This window comes from Caballeronia sp. LZ034LL (assembly GCF_031451215.1).
Lineage (GTDB): Bacteria > Pseudomonadota > Gammaproteobacteria > Burkholderiales > Burkholderiaceae > Caballeronia.
Genome location: NZ_JARUXR010000001.1, coordinates 3,114,853 through 3,131,903, shown reverse-complemented (window position 1 = coordinate 3,131,903; position 17,051 = coordinate 3,114,853). Strand labels below are relative to the sequence as shown.

Below are 17,051 nucleotides of genomic sequence, written 5' to 3'. Positions count from 1 at the left end.
AAACTAGCGAGGAAATCTACAATCGAAACCGCGCAACGCCCGACCTTGCCGAATCGGTCACGATCCCGAAATCGGCGGTCACGTTCGCCGAAATACGCATGAACGGCGGCGTGCTCGACGATTGCAGGATGAGGTCGGCGAGATCCTCGACCGTGGCGCAGGCCTGTGCCTTGACGAACTCCGGATGGAAACCGAGCGTCTGGCCGAGCGTCGGATGGAGCGTCTTGCGCAGGTATTTCTCGATGTTGTACGCGATGAGACCGGCCGCGACCGCACTGCGCGCGCCGAGCCAGCGCGGCAGATGCGACACGCCGATGCGGATCTCGGGCGCGTGCCGGAGCTCGGAAAAGCGGTCCGCGAAGATGTCGAGCAGCGCCTGGCGGTAGATGCGGTAATGCGGGAATACCGACTCGCCGCGCAGCAGATTGCCCCAGTAGGCGTTTCTCGTGTTGTCGCGCAGGACGTGGGCGTAGTACGCCATCACACGGCGCGATTCGTTCGTGTAGAGCATGCAGGCCGTGGCGGCGCCCGCTGAGATGCCCGCGATGATGCGCGGCTTCAGATTCAGCTCGGGCTGGATGACGTCCCAGAAGCCGGCTTGCCACCAGCAGCGGTTGCCGCCGCCCGCGAATACGACTTGGTCGAACATTTATGGGTTGATGAGCGCGTAGGTTGTGGTGGCGTGGGCGGCGAGCTCGCCTTGCGCGTCGCGCATTTCGATGTCGCCGAAAACGAGATTGCGGCCGCGCTTCTTTACGCGGGCGGTGACGAGGACGTCGCCGGACTTCACCGGGCGCATGAAGGTGGTGTTCAGTGAGACGGTGGTCATCGGTGAGAAACCGCCCATCACGTGCGAGATGGCGACGACCATCGCGGTATCGGCGGCGGCCATGAAGACCTGGCCGCAGATGACGCCGCCCGCGTGGCGCAGGTGATCCGAATGGGGCAGGCGGAGGGTGACGGCGTCGGCGGTGATGTCGGCCGGGGTGAGGTGCAGGTCTTTGACCCAGGGCGCGAGGATGCTGTCGAGCAAGGCACGGATGGCGGGATCGTCCATGAGGTTTGGTTTGGCTTGGCGTCGTCGGGCGGGGAATTCGCCAATGATAACGGGCGGGTGAGGTGGGTTGGGCCTCTCCGCCATGACGCGGTGCACAGGAGTTTTTCAGAAATTTGCTAAAAGGGGCTTGCGCGCGGTCGAAAACCACCGCTATAATTTCGCTTCTGTTGGGGCGTTAGCTCAGTTGGTAGAGCAGCGGACTCTTAATCCGTAGGTCGAGTGTTCGAGTCACTCACGCCCCACCAAAGAAATCAAGCATTTAGCCCAGTCCTCATGACTGGGCTTTTTGCTTTCTGGGTTTCGTGTAGGCACCATGTAGGCATTTTAGGCTCACGTCAACCATCGTCGATCCATATCGACGGGTCCAGGCGGCGGTCTAGATTGACGCTTGAATCCCCCTCCGCATTGATCTGACCTCGCGGTGCGGGCCGGGCGGCCTTTCACCCAGTCCTCACAGGGCAAACGCTACGCTCCTTCCTTTCTCGAGGTGCGCGCCGCGTTCACGCAATGCGTCCCGCCACTTTCGCGGTTGCCTGAACCACCTCCATCCCAATCGCGTAGCGTCTCGCTACGCGCTGGCCCATCAACGGTGGCGTCGAAGGCCAACGCTAAACGAAATGGATGAAAAAGCTCAAGGAATCAAGTTGCCCACTACAATTGCTCATCCTCCCCGCCTCCGAATCGGAGATTAATAGCTGTTAGCCACGCCTCGTCTGCGACCTTCTTCATGTCGTTAAAAAGCTCCGTGCCAGCGAAGCGGTAGACATCATATCCAGCGCGCTGCAAGTTCCTATCACGCTGCCTGTCAGCGATGAAGTTCGCCTTGGGGCCGTGGAATTCGTAGCCATCGCATTCGACGATCATCCTAAGCTTAGGTTGCGCAGGGCACCAGATGTAGGCGTCGACTCGCGCGTCTTTTCCGTCGGCTCCAAGGCCGGGAAAAACCGACTGTGGAGAAAGCAAGAATGCGTGCCAAGCGAGCCAGCCTGCCGACACGATCGGATGCTCGAACAGTAGCACGTAGTCGGCTTTCGTGAGCTTACCGGTGTCGCACAGTTGTGCTCCGTACTCCTCGAACCTCTCAAAGAGTGGATGCTCAGCGAGGTATGCGGCCTCCATGCCAGGATTGACGTTTCTCAGATCCTCGCGATGCGATTCGATGTGCTGCTCCCATTCGCACTCGATTCGGCGTCTCCGCCGCAGAGCTTCGGTAATTTGGCGTGCATCATCCTCTGCATTCAACAGTGGGTCTGTCACGATCAACCCTCTATCTGCCCGGAAGAGGAATGCCAAAAGCAATCCCCCAGCGAATGCCTTTTCGATTGGAGACTCGCAGACGCTGATTGCCCGTTGGGTTGCTTCCGCAAGCCAGCCCGCAAAAGAATCGAGGTCGATCGGCAACTTGAGATTGCGCTGCCGAATCTCTTCAATAACATCGGCCATGAGGGCAACGCATTCCTCCGAGGATCGCGTGAAGGCATCAGCAAATTCGCGAGTGTTCAAATTTTTCCTTTCCCAATGTTGTTCGGCTAAACCGAGAAGCTTCGCTCGAACGAAGAGTGACATTGCGAACGATCGACTCGTCTTCATCGTCCCCGGAAGCAGCAACGACCTGATCGCAATTGCCGCTTCCCCGTAGCAAGCGAGGTATGGTTGCCGCGCTTCAACGGAAGCGCGGCGCAATCTCCGCCGCTGAATCAGCAGATTTCGGCCGGGTGAGCGACCAGCGTTCAAAGCCAGCGCTCGTAACATTCGGGGTCCGGGCGTTGCGATCGTCAAGTTGATGAGGTCGGTCGGAATCCGTGGACGCCAACGGATTAAGCAGCGATTTTACGCAAATGAAATCGCTGCATGAAAGCTGCCGGTGACAGATAGTCCAAACGCTCTTGTGTGCGCTGCCGGTTGTAAAAGAACTCGATGTATTCCGTAATTTCTTTCTGGGCCTGATTACGAGTCACGAACTTGCATTGATAGACGAGTTCATTTTTCAGTGAACCCCAGAATGACTCGATGGGTGCGTTGTCGAAGCAATTGCCTCGTCTGCTCATTGACGCCTGCATGCCGAACTGTTTGAGAAGCTTCTGATAGGCGTGACTGCCGCGGTCCGTGTGCTGTATCAGACCGGCCGGTGGTCGGTGCGACGCCACAGCACGAAACAGTGTCTGCATTACCAGCTGTTTTGTCATGCGCTCGCTCATCGCGTAGCCGACTACCTCTCCGCTAAACAGAACTTTGTGGCCGGCCAGACAAAGCCATCCCTCATCGGTCGCGATATACGTGATGTCACCGCACCAGGCCTGATTCGGCCCGCTTACCTTGAAGTCCTGATTCAGCAGGTTCGGTGCGACTGGTAGGTTGTGCGTTGAATTGGTCGTCGCCTTGAACTTCCGTTTTTGCTTGCATCGCAGGCCGAGCTTTGCCCGCAAACGCTTGATGCGATGAACGCCGATTTGAACACCATGATTCGCCAGATCCTTTTGTAGCCGCTCTGGACCGAAGGTTTGTCGGGTCCGCTCGTGAGCGGCGCGCACCTCTGCTTCGAGTTGAAGCTCCCGCTCAGCGTGCAGCGACACCGGCCGTGTGCGCCAGGCGTAGTAGCCGCTGATGGATACGCCCAGAAACCGGCACATCGGCGGCACCGGGGGATGCTGTCGCATTTGTTCGATGACGCCGTACCTCACCGCGACTCCTTCGCGAAGTACGTCGCAAACTTTTTTAAGAGATCGCGCTCCATCTTCACTTCCGCCAACTCTCGTTTGAGCCGCCCAGCTCCGCCTCGATCTCTGTGAGTGGCCTCTGGGTCTGTCCAACCTGCTCCAGCTTGCCCTCCTTTGCGGCGCGCACCCAGTTCGCCAACGTCTTCGTCGAAATCGACAGCCGACGCGCCGCTTCGGACACGCCAACGCCGTCAGTCATTGCCAGCTTTACTGCTTCTTCACGAAAATCCTTCGTGTACACGGCCTTGGGGATTCGATTCATCAATGCCTCCATTCCTCAATTCTACGGAATGTTGGCATCTACTTTTTTCAGCCGACCTCAGTCCAAAAGCGACAGAAAACGACGACACCAAAGAGCTGGTTTCGCGTGGATGGAAGCCCGGAAATGCCGCGCTTCCAACCATGCCAGAGGGGGTCTGCATCAATCAAATGTCGACCCATGTTGTCCCCCTGAAATCCCCCTCTAGCAGCGCTTTGACCGATCGGGCTCCGTCGAGAATCAATCGCAACCTCACTGACCTCTAGGCTATTGCGTCGCCCCCGTTAGTCTCTCCCCTTGATCTCCGCGACTTCGAGGGCCGCAAAAATGAACGCCACATCTTCAATTGGTATCGAGCGCAGATGACTTAGCACTCGTGGCCGCGCCGGCTTCCAAATCCGGGCAAACCACCCAAGAGACGTATCGGTCGAATCAATCTCTTCCAGTTGCCTTGCAACCCCGCTGTCTTGAACGAACACGGGAATGCGGTCCAAAGACACGCGCAATGAAACGGACTCCACCGTCGCCGGCACAGGAAGCGCTGCGGTATCGTCCGATACCGACATCAGAACCCTGGTTGCAAATGTTCCTCCGTCTATCCCCGCCAAGCGCCGTCGCACCGCGTCGATTAACGGTCTCGCATACAGATCCAAGGGGGAGAGATTCGCGTCCAAAATTCCTAAGGCATCTGGGGCATCGGCAAGGATGCCGCGAATTGCATGATCCTCCACCTCTCCAAAACCGCACTCGAACACCTTATCAGACGCTGCGTTCCCGCTTAGCCATCCCTCCGCAGCAAGCCGTCCAGCGAGACCATCGATGATGAGTATGAGCCCGCATTGATGCGCCATCTGACCGACCAGTTCAATCGCGCGAGCGGACTTTGGGGCCACGCCGAGTGCTCGCAATGTTTCAATGACCGTCGAAAGCCCATCATGAGGTAAACGAACTACAGATGCCGCAGCCCGGAAACCTGTAGAAGTCGACGCCGGCTGGGCCAGCCCGGCTTCTCCGGGTGCAGCCGGCCTCTCGATCAGTTCATCTATCAGCGCCTTGAACACTGCCACCTGCCCAAGCGTCCCCAAGGCGTCATCGCGTGCCTTGTCGAAGGCTCCGCGAATCGCCTTCGCGACCGCGGGCGCAACGGCCTTTTGCTCCCTCTCGGCCTTACGCTGCTGCTCCTGCAAATCGCGCTGCTTCTGCTCCAGTTGCTGGACACTATTTTTGAGTTGCTCCTTCTGAGCAACGAGGGCTTCTACCCGGGCATTAACCTGCTTATCGACTCGCGCGCTGATTGACGGATCACGCATGATCTCTTCAAGCAAAGCGTCCATGGCACCTTCATGCTGATCAATAAAAGACAACTCTGCGCGTAGCCGAGCGACACGCGCAGAGTTGAGTCCCTGCTCGCCGGACGCGATCAGTTCTTGAAGCTTCCTTGCTAGGGCCTTCGTCGGCTTGTCTGTACCCCATTCTCCCTTGGCGAAGAGCTTCCTCAAACTGGTTCCCAGCGCTTCGCACTCGTACGTCCCCGGAGGTGGCAAGGGGCCAGGAACAAGCACGCGGCCCTCAAATCGACAGGCAGATAGCGTTTGCCAACATGGAAGACCCGATTCGAAACCGTCGTCTCTCGATAAGTCCTTGCCCGCAGGACAACCGACCACCAATTGATCGCGCAGCACAAATAGCAGTTTCGTGGCCAGGTGCACCCCACCCTGCTCGAATTGATGCTTGATGTACTCCCGAACGGAGTCGTAGTCGGTCGACGGGAATGGCACATCGCGCACTTCGTAGACCGGAGTCATCTCCGATGCGATGTGAAAGTTTGTGCGATGACCCGTGTTCGCCCCCTTGTTCTCGGCCACTCGCCAGATGCCGATCTCCCCACGCTTCGGTTGTCGCGGAGTATCTCGCCCTGGGAAGGCGATGAGATCACCGGAAGTGTAGAAGAGCTTCTGGCAATCGGTGTCGTTGGACAAGTCAACCCATGATCCGTCCGCAGTACGAATGGCGAACGGATGTAAGAAGACCGTTGTCTCTGGGTAATCGCGCGTACAAATCGCGAGAACTTCATCGCGGTCGGAATCGAAGCTGAAGGCCTCGTCGGGACTCGCGTAGCGCAGCATCTGCAGCCCACGAACTGCGTTGCCTGTATGCGCCGACGCACTCCTGGCGGCGTACTCGAGAAGCAAAGCGCGGACTTCCGGTTCGTGATCCAGCGCCTCCTGCGCGATCTTCGCCTCGTCATCGCGCCCGCTACGCACCGCCTGCAATCCCGCCACAAACGACGCAGTTGTAGACGATAAGGAAGACAGGTACTCGTCTGGATCGCGCCCTTCAGCCAACGCCACGAGCGCCTGGCCGAGGGCCACCGGAAATGCATCGGAACTCTGCCCGTTCACGGTTCCGGCCTGCGCTTCGGAAGGTTCGCCGGCATTTGCCGCTTGCGCAGGGCGCAGAAACGAAACCAGATCAGCAGGTGGGTCGCTGGAAAACAGATGTACAAGGCAAGAGCGAGCTAGGCGCTTCGCCTCGTCCTCCGGTGGGCTCTCACCCATCTCCTCGTAAAGCCGCAGCTCCGCCACCAGATCGCTAACAGGCTTCGGATCGAGCATCGTCAGGTGCTCGTTAAACCACCTTTGGACTATTCGATCGGTCGCCGGAGGCAGCCCCTGCGCCAGCATGCGGACACGAGCGGGCTTACCGCGAGGAGGATTCTGTACCCTGGCGCCCCTCTGAATCAGTTGTATGCGGCAGTCGGCGAAGAACCGCCGCAGTTCGTCGTCAGCAGCACCCCATTCGAGCAATTGGATGAACCGCCTTCTATCGATTCCCTCATACGCCATAAGTAAGCCTCAGTTTCCCTCAGTCCGTTCCTGCTGTTGATGCTGTGCTGCCCGGATGTATGGCATCAGGTGACTCGTCATAATGGGGCCGAGCCGGAATAAGTTTGCAGGGGTGGGGTCCGCCAGGTAGCTCCTTACACGGCGTGCTCCGTCAGCGCCGAAACTACGGGCCGCAAGGTGCTCAAGCCAGTTCAGCGCGGCACCTAGCTGCTTGATCGCGGCATTCTTGTCACCCTGCTTCTCTGGCTCTTGCTGCGAAGTCTGGACAATCCCCCGAAGTTCGCCGAAGCCACATGCGTATATGTTTTTCGGCGAGCCAGCCGGCGATACCAGTCGTGTCTTCTCAAGAAGCCAGCCGTCGTTGAGGCGGGCGAGGTGCGTGGCGATCCGATCGTTTTCGCAATCGATGGTGACCTCGTGCCGCAAGAGCTCTGATCCAGCTAGCGGCGAATCGGTGCATAAGTCCCATGTCACCTCGTCGGTGCTAATAGCGATGCCACCAGGCCGAAATAGCGCGCAGTCCTCGGTACGAACGATTATCTGCTCGTCGCCGTCCACCGCTACGGTGAACTCCTGCTCGCCCTGGCTGAATTCTTCGAGTCGTACCCATTCACCGCTCTGTTCGATGACGCGAGCTACCGCCGTACCGCCCGACGCTGTTACGTCCACAGCGCAAATGCCCGTTCTGCGTAGCAGAAGCGACGTCGGCAACTCCGGATAGACGCACGTTCCGTCGACATCGACGTGATGCGGCAAAGGATCAACGACATAAAGTCGCGGACGCCTGCTTCGGATGCCGCGACCAAGAAATTCGGCAGTTTCACGGAGCGAATTCCGCTGTGCGCCATCGACGAAGGACGAAGGCAGTGCCATCGCGTAGCTGTTCCAGCCTCCGAACTTGCCCTCCGGTCTCCAGTTCAGCGCCGCGCCAAGATTCAGCGGCGGCACCACGTCATCTATAGAGAGGAGTCGATACTGGCACCCCAACTCCAATGGTTCATCGCTAAAGACGAACCTGCCCCCCTTCTCTTCGGCGTAGAAAAAGTTGCGATCTGCGACAAATGCACTGATCAGCCGCGCGATATGAGCGGCAACTGGTAGCATGCTTCCGACCCCGGCAATCACTGCCAATGGGACTTGCGGCGCCATAGGAACGAGACGAGCAACGGAAAGGTCCGCAAGATGGTAAGTACGGTGTCCTAGTCCCGATTGAAGCTCGAGGCGCCCCAAAGCGGTTGTTTCAGGATCCATGGGCGGGATTCGCAGCCACAGCGTCGGCGAAGTTTGCCCCGCGTCGGCGGTCAGAAAAAGCCCGCAACTCAACGACTCCCTCTTCCATGGGCTCGGAGATACCCCGCTGCCAGCCCCAAGCCCCGTCGCCATGACGCCGCCTTGGGACGGAAAATAGTTGTCGCACTCGGGCTTGGCGCGATGGCTGTAATGCGCGAAATGCGGCCGACGTTCTGCACCCGCCCGTCGACGCACGGGTTCACCGCAGGACGGGCACGTTAAACCGAACCCCGCCATGCCGCCCAGCCAAGCCGGCACATCGTTGCCGAGGTGATCACGGGCCCAGTCCACTATCCGACCTGTTCAAGCCGTCTACGCTGCATGCGCCCCCGCATGCCATCAAGCTCTCGGAGAAACTGTTCGCTGCGCCAGGTGCGAAACTCGGGCATTCGCTCCGCCCGAGGGATAACCCAGCGCAGCTTGGCGGCTTCTCCCATCTGCGCGACCGTCGGCAGATGGTCGTACCTTGCCCGCTTGTGCTCACCTCGAAGAAACTGAAGCGAGTTTCTCGCAAGCGAACAGAAGAATACTTCCCGCGTAAGACCGTGCCTCGCCATATCTGGATCAAGGCCCAACAATCCGAGCGCCTTGCGTATCAACCGAAGCCGATAATTGGGCCCCTGTCCGTAGCCGTGCGAGTCGGCATAGTGATGGCCCACTGATCGAAGATAGTCCCGCAAGTCGGCGAACAGTTCGTCGGAAATGTGGAAATGCCCCCAACCCGAAGTCGAGCCGATCGGCTCGAAAATCGACTGTCCACTGATCTTTAGGCGGTTGTACAAAGACGAACGCCCGAGCGCCGATGTCGTGGTGACCGCGACAAGTTTGGCGTGCTTGCTTTGCCCTGAGATCACCCCGACGGAGTTGTGATACTTCGCCTGGAAGGTATCCACAACATCCTGGCTCCGAATGAGTGACGCAACCAGCTTTCCTCCAAGCAACATGTTGTACGGTGGCACAGCCCCTAGCGCGTAGGCATCCATGAGGTTCACCATCGCATCCTCTCGCCGATGGTGGTCCCAGCCGATGAATTCGTCTCGGGCACGCAGGTTGAATACCGCATCCCCCAACGCGAACAGTCCCATCACCTTCTCGTGATGGTCATCCCACACCAAGAAGCGCATGCGGCGGCCGTAGCCCTCCGAGATCGGTATTCTCCAAAAGTAGGTCGCGAATCGAAACAGATCGCCCTGCCAAGTGCCGGAGCGAACGACCTCGATGCGGGGGCGGATGCGCTCGACGTCAAGCTCTGCTCCGGACGCGAAGTGCTGGATCAGGCGCGCAGACCGGTTATCGATCCATGCACGGTTGTCGTTAAGCCGAGAGTCTCGCTGATGCGCATGCATGTCGCGATAGCTCTGCTTGTCGAGGTTGGGCGGCATCAGCGTGCCGTCGGGAGCCTTCAAAAAGCCGAGACGTTTGAAATGGGCTCGTACCTTCCGCTTGAGCCGCGCTTCGTTCCCCGGCAACGATATGACCAACCCCGTCTTCATGCGACCTCTCCATAAGCGCCGGGCAGATCGCGCGCAAGTTCAAACGCCGAGAACGCAAAGCGGTTGGCTGTTGGTTCAAAGCCGTAGTGCACCGGTTCAACCAACGAGGGAAACGAGAAAAGATGCACCCGCCGCCCCTGATGCTCGACGACATAGGGAACCGCAACTGACGGATCTTCAGACCAGCCGGCGAGCAGCATCATGTCCTTCAGGGGCTGCAGTGTGGCCCGCTGTTCATTATGGGATAGCGCCACCGGTACGAATCCGTCGCGCGCATAGCGCAGCAGGTCAAGCGCCAAATGTCGATCCAGTATCGCGTGATGGAAGCGGTTCCCATAGTGACGCAAGCATTTGTCGCATGAGGCCGAGCACGTGCACCGGCTCAGCAGGGCCTCGGCGTTTGTCATGACTGCTTCAAAGCGTTCCGCTGCCTGCGTAGCATAGCCGGCACCGCCGGACAGCGTGTCGTACACGAAGATGTCGGCGAAGTGTTTTTCGCCAACGCGGACGAACCGGAAGCCTGCGTTGATTTCGCGGATATCGATGTCCAGTTCCTGGCTTATGCCCAGTACGAACGCCTCGGCAAGCGATTGCAGCGCATTTGAGACGGGCTCACGCTCGGTCGTTCGCACAGGGTCGAAACGGAGCGGTGCCGACATTGGAAGTCGCACGATCAGCACGTCGGATGCGAAGCCGTAACCGAGATACACCTGCTCGAACTGGCCCGTGCAACGCCCAGGCGCGCGCGTGGAAAGGTAGTAGTCCCGCTCATGCGGTCCGACGCGCTGCGGATCGGAGGCCGCCTTTCCGCACCGATTGCAGATCAAGAAACCGACATACTGACCGGCATCCTCTTCCCCCTTGTTAACCATCACGAGCTGTTGAGTGCGCGCGAATCCTATCTCGCAGTGAACGCCCAGTTTCCGCAAGTCAAACGCAGGGCTTTCCGCCGGCACGGATAACTGTGCGCTAGTTGCGTTCGTGAAGGTCTGCTCATCGTCGAACTCATCGACCTCGCCTCGGCCCTCGGGGAAGACGACCTGCGGTTCGATAACCGACGCCGCCTGCAGCACGGCTGTACGGCAAAGTGGACACTGCTCGCCTACCGGCGCCGCAATCCTGAACCCGGAGGTGTATTCGCACTCCGGGCAGTGAACATAGTAGCGGCGCTCATCGAACAGCCGCTCGGCTCGATCGACGACGGCCGTCGAACCATTGGCAGCGACAGTTCCTACGCGGTAGGTCTTCTTATCTACGACGACGAGACGGCCCGGCGCGTACTCAGACAGCGCAACATTCAGCCCTTGCTGAGGACGCTGAATAATCTTCGGTTGTGTGAAATTGCCGCGTCTCTCCAACCCTTCGATTTGCAGTGCACACAGATCGCGCGGGAAGGCGTATGAAGGCAGGAAGCCCCTGTCAAATAGGAACTCGATCAGCCTCTCGTCTGCCGGGTCTAGTTCGTGCGCGGCCCTCGGCCGCACCTGCTCCAGCCGCGCGACGAATTCGGTCGCCACGTCTGACGGCGACTTCCTGAACGACGCCGGCAACCACTGCCTCATTGCCGTGTAGCACGCTTGTACCGCTTGCGAACCGGAAAGCCAATCGTTGAACGCAGACAGGCTAAACAGGCCCGTCCCGTTGTAGAAATCCATCGTCTCTCCGAGCACCGAAAACACGTCCCCGCTCGCCGAGTTCAATGGTTGCGAATGGAAGTACGCCTGGATAAGTTGCGCGCGGATGTGCCGCTCAACGATCTTGGGATTTGCGGTATCGACACCTGGCAGGGTGGGCTCGCCGGAGATGATCGGCTCGGGATTGCCAAAGTAGTGGTTGTCGTGAGGACTGTTCTGCGCGTAGGTGACGACGGTAGAAACGGCTGAACCTCTTCGCCCGGCACGTCCGGCGCGCTGCTGGTAGTTCTGTCGCAGCGGCGGCACATTTCGCAGCCCCACCGCGATTAGAGAACCAATGTCGATGCCGACCTCCATCGTCGTCGTGCTGCTGAGAACGTCAATCGACGTGTCGTTGCGTTCGACCAGGATGTCCCGGAAGCGGCGCTCGAATTCTTCGATCGTCGTCGTGGAATCGTCCACGTCCCGATAGGAGAGCTGGGCCGTGTGTTCCTCTACTGACAAGTTGAATGGGCTCGCCTTCCCCTCCAAAATCTCATTGACCGGATCTCGGAAGAACGCCTTGCGCGCGCGCAAGTATTGCGTAGCCCCGGGGCGAACGGCGGTCACTTCTCCCGCCAGACAGTTGGGACAGTGGCCCCACCACTCCACGGGCGACACAGTGGCGCACTGCCCGCATTGATACCAGTCGTGCTGGTCCGATGCCAGTTCCAAGGCAAGAAACCGAGGGACAATGAAGAATCCCGGACTTCCCGGCCGCGCCTGACAAAGCGATGCGGTCAACGTATCGAAAATCCGGTCCAGTTCCGGCACGCGAGCGCGCAAAAAAGCCTGCTGCCTCGCCGAGAGGCCGCCATTCCGGTCCAGGCCTCCGCCGATGGGATAGCCCGCTGCCTGAGATCTGACGCCCTGTGGCAAGTCCGCATCCACGGCGAAGTCACTTGCAAAGCTTTGAATCCATGCCGTCCACACGGCACGCAGATGCGCTTCGTCCATTCCAGGAAGGTCGGCAACGATCTGCCGACGCAGACGTGCGATAGGAACGACGTGTGCCAGCGTCAGCGCGCTCAGTGAGTAAAATGGCGAACCCAGATGCCGCAAGAGGAGCGAGGAGAAGCGTGGTGGCTTGGCAGGCGGTGATTCCTCGAGCGCATCTCGAAGCTCGCCGAGATAGTGGCGGCGATGATCAAGCACATCTCGCTGCAATCGCTCCCGGTCGGCGCCGTCGAACAGCAACAGAGCGTTCTTTGCGAGCACATGCAACAAGGCAACGTAGATATGATCGCCTAGCGTGGCCTCGCGCCCGAGTCCGCGCAGTTCCCTCGCAGCGAGGAGTAGCAACTGCCGGAATACATCATTCTCGATCTCGCGCGGAATGTCTCTCGCCAGCCGCGCCGCCTTCTGCCGCCCGTCGGAGAACAGAAGCGACTTGCGTCCGCCGTTGGGGGAACTGTCCGTTTTCGCATGCGTGATCGGCTGAAGCTCGACCTGCGTGCGGACCAACTGCGCGAACGGCGCTTCGCCCTTCGTCGCCAAGTCCATGATCTTGGTCGATCCAGCTCGCCAGCGGCGCGTGCAAACGGGACATTCACAATTGAATGACAGCGCCTGCTGTCCTGAAATCGACACTGCCCCGTCGGGCCGAAGCAGCGCGAGGTATTGGCCAAGCTCCTCCTCGGCTGGGGGTGCCTGGACCAGCCTCCCGGTGGCCTTATGGAGCCACACGTGAGCGCCCTCCATGCGCCCATGCGTCCCGACGGCGCGGCGGTCAACCTCGACGAGGAAATGCGCTTCCATCAACCCGCCCGTTCCCCACAGACCACTAGACGGCTGATGCCAAAGGAACATTCCGAACTGGTCCTGAATGTATCCTCGAATGAACGCCGCGCCGCAATCGCGATGCGTCAGCACTTCGTAGACGCGGGCCCCACACTTGCATTTGAGCATCGGCTCCGAATAGAGCTTGCCGAGCGTCCCAGAGGGAATCGAAGAATCTCTCGCACTACAGCTCGCATCGGTGCAGGCATAGATGCCTGCGATACCACGGAAGAACAGGTGCGAGCGCACGGGCGCGAACACTCGTCTGCTATCCCGCTCTTTTGCGAACGACATGAGCGCCAGCGTTGCCTCCATCGCTGCCTCGGCATCGGGCGCTCCGGGAAAGGCCAAGGCCGCAACAGCCCGTAGCTTTTGCGGATGTGCCGTCACCAAATTTGCAACAAGTGATGCCGGCCCAAACGACTGGAGCCATTCGTAGACGGCTTGCCGAAGCGCTACCTGCTCGTCTCCCGCAGCCTTCATTGCTTCTTGGCCCAGCGCTTCTAGCAGCGAGGCGAACCCTTGTATCGCCTTGCCCGGGTTGATCGCGGAATCGAGTAGCGCTGCGATATCAAATCGTGCCAAGGCGGCCGCCTCTTCTCGAGTAGCAGGCCGTTCTCCTGTTTTTTTTAACTGCTCGCCCCGGATAAGCGTGAACTCCCGCTGACCAGCACCAAGACCGCTCAAGTCCGCGGCGAAAGACTTCATCCGCGCGACCGCCTCGGCCGACTTGCCAAGGCTTGCGCTGGTCAGGATATACCTCACTCGGTCGCGGCCGACGCCGAGGCGCGCATGAAGCCGCCGCAGGAGATACGCGACCTCGGCGCCCCCCGAGCCGCGATACATGTGGGCCTCGTCGAGCACGACGGTGAAATAATTCGATTTGTCGGCTGCCAGCCACGCCGCCGTCTGATTAAAGATGCTCCGCTCGATCGGCCGCAGCAGCATGTACTCCAGCATCGAATAGTTTGTGATAAGCAGGTCGGGGCAGCGAGCCTGCATCTCGCCGCGCGACAGCATTTCCGAGTCGTTGGCGCCCGTCACAAAGGAGGAGGCGATGAAGCCATCAAGATCCTTGGTCGGCCACTTACCTTCTCGATCAAGCCGCTCCCTGGCATCCGGCGGAAGGTCAAGATATGCATGCTGCACAAGTGGCCGGAGACGCGATTGATCACGCGCTCTGCTCGTGACTCCCGGATAAGGTGTTCGGCTCGTGTACATCCCGAACGTCGCCCGCCCTGGCCGCCTGCCGCGAATGTATTCGGCAACGTCTCGTTGGCCCATCAGCCGCCGCAGCCGCGAAAGCTGATCGTTGACCAATGCATTCATCGGATAGAGCAGCAGCGCGCGACAACCTGGATTCAGCCACGATTCCGGCCGCTCGGAAGACTCTGTTGCCAGCGATCCCAGAATCGGCATGAGGAAGCACTCAGTCTTGCCGGAGCCGGTGCCGGTGGCGACGATGATTTCCTCACTGCGACCAAGGAACGATTCGAGCGCATCCGCCTGATGCTTGTAGGGCTGGTCGGGAATGCCTGTTCCGGCGTGTTTGGCCGCGAGTTCAAGGACGCCCTTGGCCGCCGCTGAGATCTGCATCTGGGAGTACGTGCTACCTGCGGCGTAGAACGGTGTCGCCTCGATACGGGGCTCCTGAAACGTGACGCCCTCGGACTCCAGCAGTCGCTTACGCGCCTCGATCAACCCCTCATCCCAGATGTGGTACTGCGCTTCAAGATACCGATGCAACGTCCCCTTCATCCCCTCGAAGACGGCGCGCGCGGAGTAGATTTTCGGTTCACTCATGGTGTGCAGTTTCGCATTTGAGTTCTTGTATCGCTCTCAGAAGAACCGGCAAATAGACCGGCTCGCGGCAAATCCAAACGCGCCCGAACGATCTGTGATCGGCATCGCAAAGCGCAACCAGCAGGCGCCTCACGTTTCGGGGAGGCGCCAGCGGCAGAGAAATCGCCGTCGCGCCGGACACCGTTGAAATCGTCACGGTCATCGGCTGGCGCTGTAAAGCCGCAAACCCAAACTGCAACCGTGTCGCATCCTGAACCGGCGGCCCTTCGAGGAATTCTTTGCCGGCCTCGTACTTTCCAAAGAAATAGCGATAGCGTGTCGCCCCCGTCCGAGCGCGGAAGAGGCTAATGCCTCGCCATACACACGCGGCATCGCTTCCCGGCTCTGCCCATGCGGGTTCGCGACGCCGTCCACTCGCGATCCGTGTGCCGAAAACCTGCAAACTGTCAGCAACTAGCGACGACGCGAACTGTTTCAGCGCCGAATCGATTGCGGACTGCGTCCACGCACAGGCATCGCATCCGTCGCTGCCTCGCCAAGCGTCCTGCGACTGACTAGGCAACTCCGGCACGTCGGCACGATCCATCACGCGGCCGGCGCCTGCTCGGCGCACGCCGGCAAAGTGTCGCTGCAGTTCGGAAGTCGGCTGTGGCCCCACCAAGAGGCAGCGACCGGAGCCGAGATCGACAGTGCGCACAGGAGTTGGAATCCAATATCCCCCGCCCAGCGGTTCCGCCTCACGTAGGAACTGCATGGTTCCAAGTGCGTCCGCCATGGATGCTGCCAAGCCCGCCCGCTCGAACAGGTTGTGAAGCCTTGCAACGTGCGTCTCGCGGGCTGCGTCCATTGCGACAAAGCTCGCGGCGCATAGCGCGCCGCGAGCGAATTCAAGAGGTTCGACTACCGGAGCGTTCACCTTGACGAGATGAAGTAGCGGAAGAAAACGAGACACTTGCGCTTTCTTATGCCAGCCGGAGGGGTACTTGCGATCGCATCGCTGCTCTCCTCGATGCTGCGCGCGTAGGTCATACTGGATGCACGGCTTTGCACTTCCCTCGCCAAAACCTGCGCGGCCAGCGAGGTATGGCTAAGGCGGAATAGCAGTTGACCAGTTGACGAAAGCCATCCAAGCTTGCCGCTGACAAATATCTCCGACTCCCCCAGCGGCAGGCTAGTCTTATAGATCACGACATCGGCCAGATGGACGTCATCGTCCAAGCAACCTAACTGCTTGGCAATCGCCCGTTTGATCAGCAACTGCTGCCCAACCGGCAGAGAGGAAAGATCGGCGTGCGCGGCGTAGGGATTTCCACCTGCTTCATCGGCCAGTTTGACCCCAAGGTTGGAGACGAACCCCAAACTTGCGCGCGAATAGCCGAACTCTCTCCGGCGAGCGTAGAGCTTTGCCAAAATGGAATGCTCATGTGTGCCGTCCTTGCGCTTGGCGCCCTTCTTGTGCAGGTCCTTCAGGGCCCAAGCACCGTCGCGCTCATGCTTCTTGATTTGGCAGAACTTTACCTTGGTAGGAGCCTGAGCGGAATCTAGGATGGCGACGTCTTCCTTCACTTCGACGCCAACGACAAAGTCGCCTTCATTGGCAGGAAGTTCGGCGATGGACAACGCCGCCCACCACTGCTGAAAGGTAAAGCTTAGGGTGGCGTTGGTTCCGTCCTTTTCATCGGAAAAGCGGTCTCTGAGTACGACATCCAGATTGTCCTGAACGCTACTTTCCGTGCGTCTTTCCGAAGTCCGCCGTGCCATCTCCATCCCTTCTTTGCCACCTGTTCTTTGTTGGCAACTCGACCCTGACGCTCCCGGAGTCAAGCCTCTCTTGCCGTTCGCCGTTCTATTACTTGCGAGCCAGTTCACGGACCGTCGACTGACCAAGAAGGTCAACAATGGCAGGGATAACTGCCGTCAATTGCCCATAGCAAGAAAGCTAGGCCGAGGCTGCCATTTGTTGCAAGTACGCCAACGCTTCGGTCGTTCCGAAATTCAACGTCCGCCCAGCTTCGCAAGAATTCTTGGAAATATATCACTTCATCGAGGATTCCCTTGAATGCTTGAGCAACACTGTGTGCCCTGTATTTTACCGAGGCTGATATATGACCCATTTCGCTTTCTTGTCCCCGCT

The 17,051-nt window shown here is 59.4% G+C and carries 8 protein-coding genes, 1 tRNA gene and 2 pseudogenes; 1 reads left to right on the top strand and 10 read right to left on the bottom strand.

Annotation, left to right across the window (positions count from 1 at the left end):
* Positions 1-58 precede the first annotated feature (58 nt).
* Positions 59-649: pseudogene (locus QCE83_RS14435) on the bottom strand (patatin-like phospholipase family protein); the annotation flags it as partial.
* The gene (locus QCE83_RS14430; RefSeq protein WP_309811301.1) at positions 650-1,057 is read right to left on the bottom strand and encodes a PaaI family thioesterase; all 408 of its coding nucleotides are present in this window, start codon (positions 1,055-1,057) and stop codon (positions 650-652) included.
* A gap of 169 nt (positions 1,058-1,226) precedes the next feature.
* On the opposite strand from QCE83_RS14430, the gene QCE83_RS14425 reads away from it, so the two are divergent.
* Positions 1,227-1,302 (top strand) — tRNA-Lys (locus QCE83_RS14425).
* Between the two features lie 406 nt (positions 1,303-1,708).
* On the opposite strand, the gene QCE83_RS14420 is transcribed toward QCE83_RS14425, so the two are convergent.
* From QCE83_RS14420 to QCE83_RS14385, 8 genes and pseudogenes are all read right to left on the bottom strand, one after another.
* Positions 1,709-2,623 carry a DUF559 domain-containing protein gene (locus QCE83_RS14420; RefSeq protein WP_309811298.1) on the bottom strand — a complete coding sequence of 305 codons (915 nt, stop codon included), beginning with the start codon at positions 2,621-2,623 and terminating at the stop codon, positions 1,709-1,711.
* Positions 2,624-2,874: 251 nt separating this feature from the next.
* Positions 2,875-4,036: pseudogene (locus QCE83_RS14415) on the bottom strand (IS3 family transposase).
* Positions 4,037-4,317: 281 nt separating this feature from the next.
* Positions 4,318-6,648, bottom strand: a complete 2,331-nt coding sequence (locus QCE83_RS14410; RefSeq protein ID WP_309811296.1) for a hypothetical protein — start codon at positions 6,646-6,648, stop codon at positions 4,318-4,320.
* Between the two features lie 240 nt (positions 6,649-6,888).
* On the bottom strand, positions 6,889-8,010 hold the full coding sequence (locus QCE83_RS14405) for a hypothetical protein (protein ID WP_309811293.1): 1,122 nt from the start codon (positions 8,008-8,010) through the stop codon (positions 6,889-6,891).
* A 449-nt stretch (positions 8,011-8,459) separates the two neighbouring features.
* Positions 8,460-9,662 carry a Druantia anti-phage system protein DruA gene (locus tag QCE83_RS14400; RefSeq protein ID WP_309811291.1) on the bottom strand — a complete coding sequence of 401 codons (1,203 nt, stop codon included), beginning with the start codon at positions 9,660-9,662 and terminating at the stop codon, positions 8,460-8,462.
* The gene (locus QCE83_RS14395; protein WP_309811289.1) at positions 9,659-14,917 is read right to left on the bottom strand and encodes a DEAD/DEAH box helicase; all 5,259 of its coding nucleotides are present in this window, start codon (positions 14,915-14,917) and stop codon (positions 9,659-9,661) included. Before QCE83_RS14395 ends, QCE83_RS14400 begins: the two co-directional genes overlap by 4 nt.
* Positions 14,910-15,869: a hypothetical protein gene (locus QCE83_RS14390; protein WP_309811288.1), complete on the bottom strand. Its 960-nt coding sequence runs from the start codon at positions 15,867-15,869 to the stop codon at positions 14,910-14,912. Before QCE83_RS14390 ends, QCE83_RS14395 begins: the two co-directional genes overlap by 8 nt.
* Entirely contained in the window at positions 15,830-16,678 is an 849-nt protein-coding gene (locus tag QCE83_RS14385) for a dsDNA nuclease domain-containing protein (RefSeq protein ID WP_309811286.1), read from the bottom strand. Before QCE83_RS14385 ends, QCE83_RS14390 begins: the two co-directional genes overlap by 40 nt.
* Between the last annotated feature and the right edge of the window lie 373 nt (positions 16,679-17,051).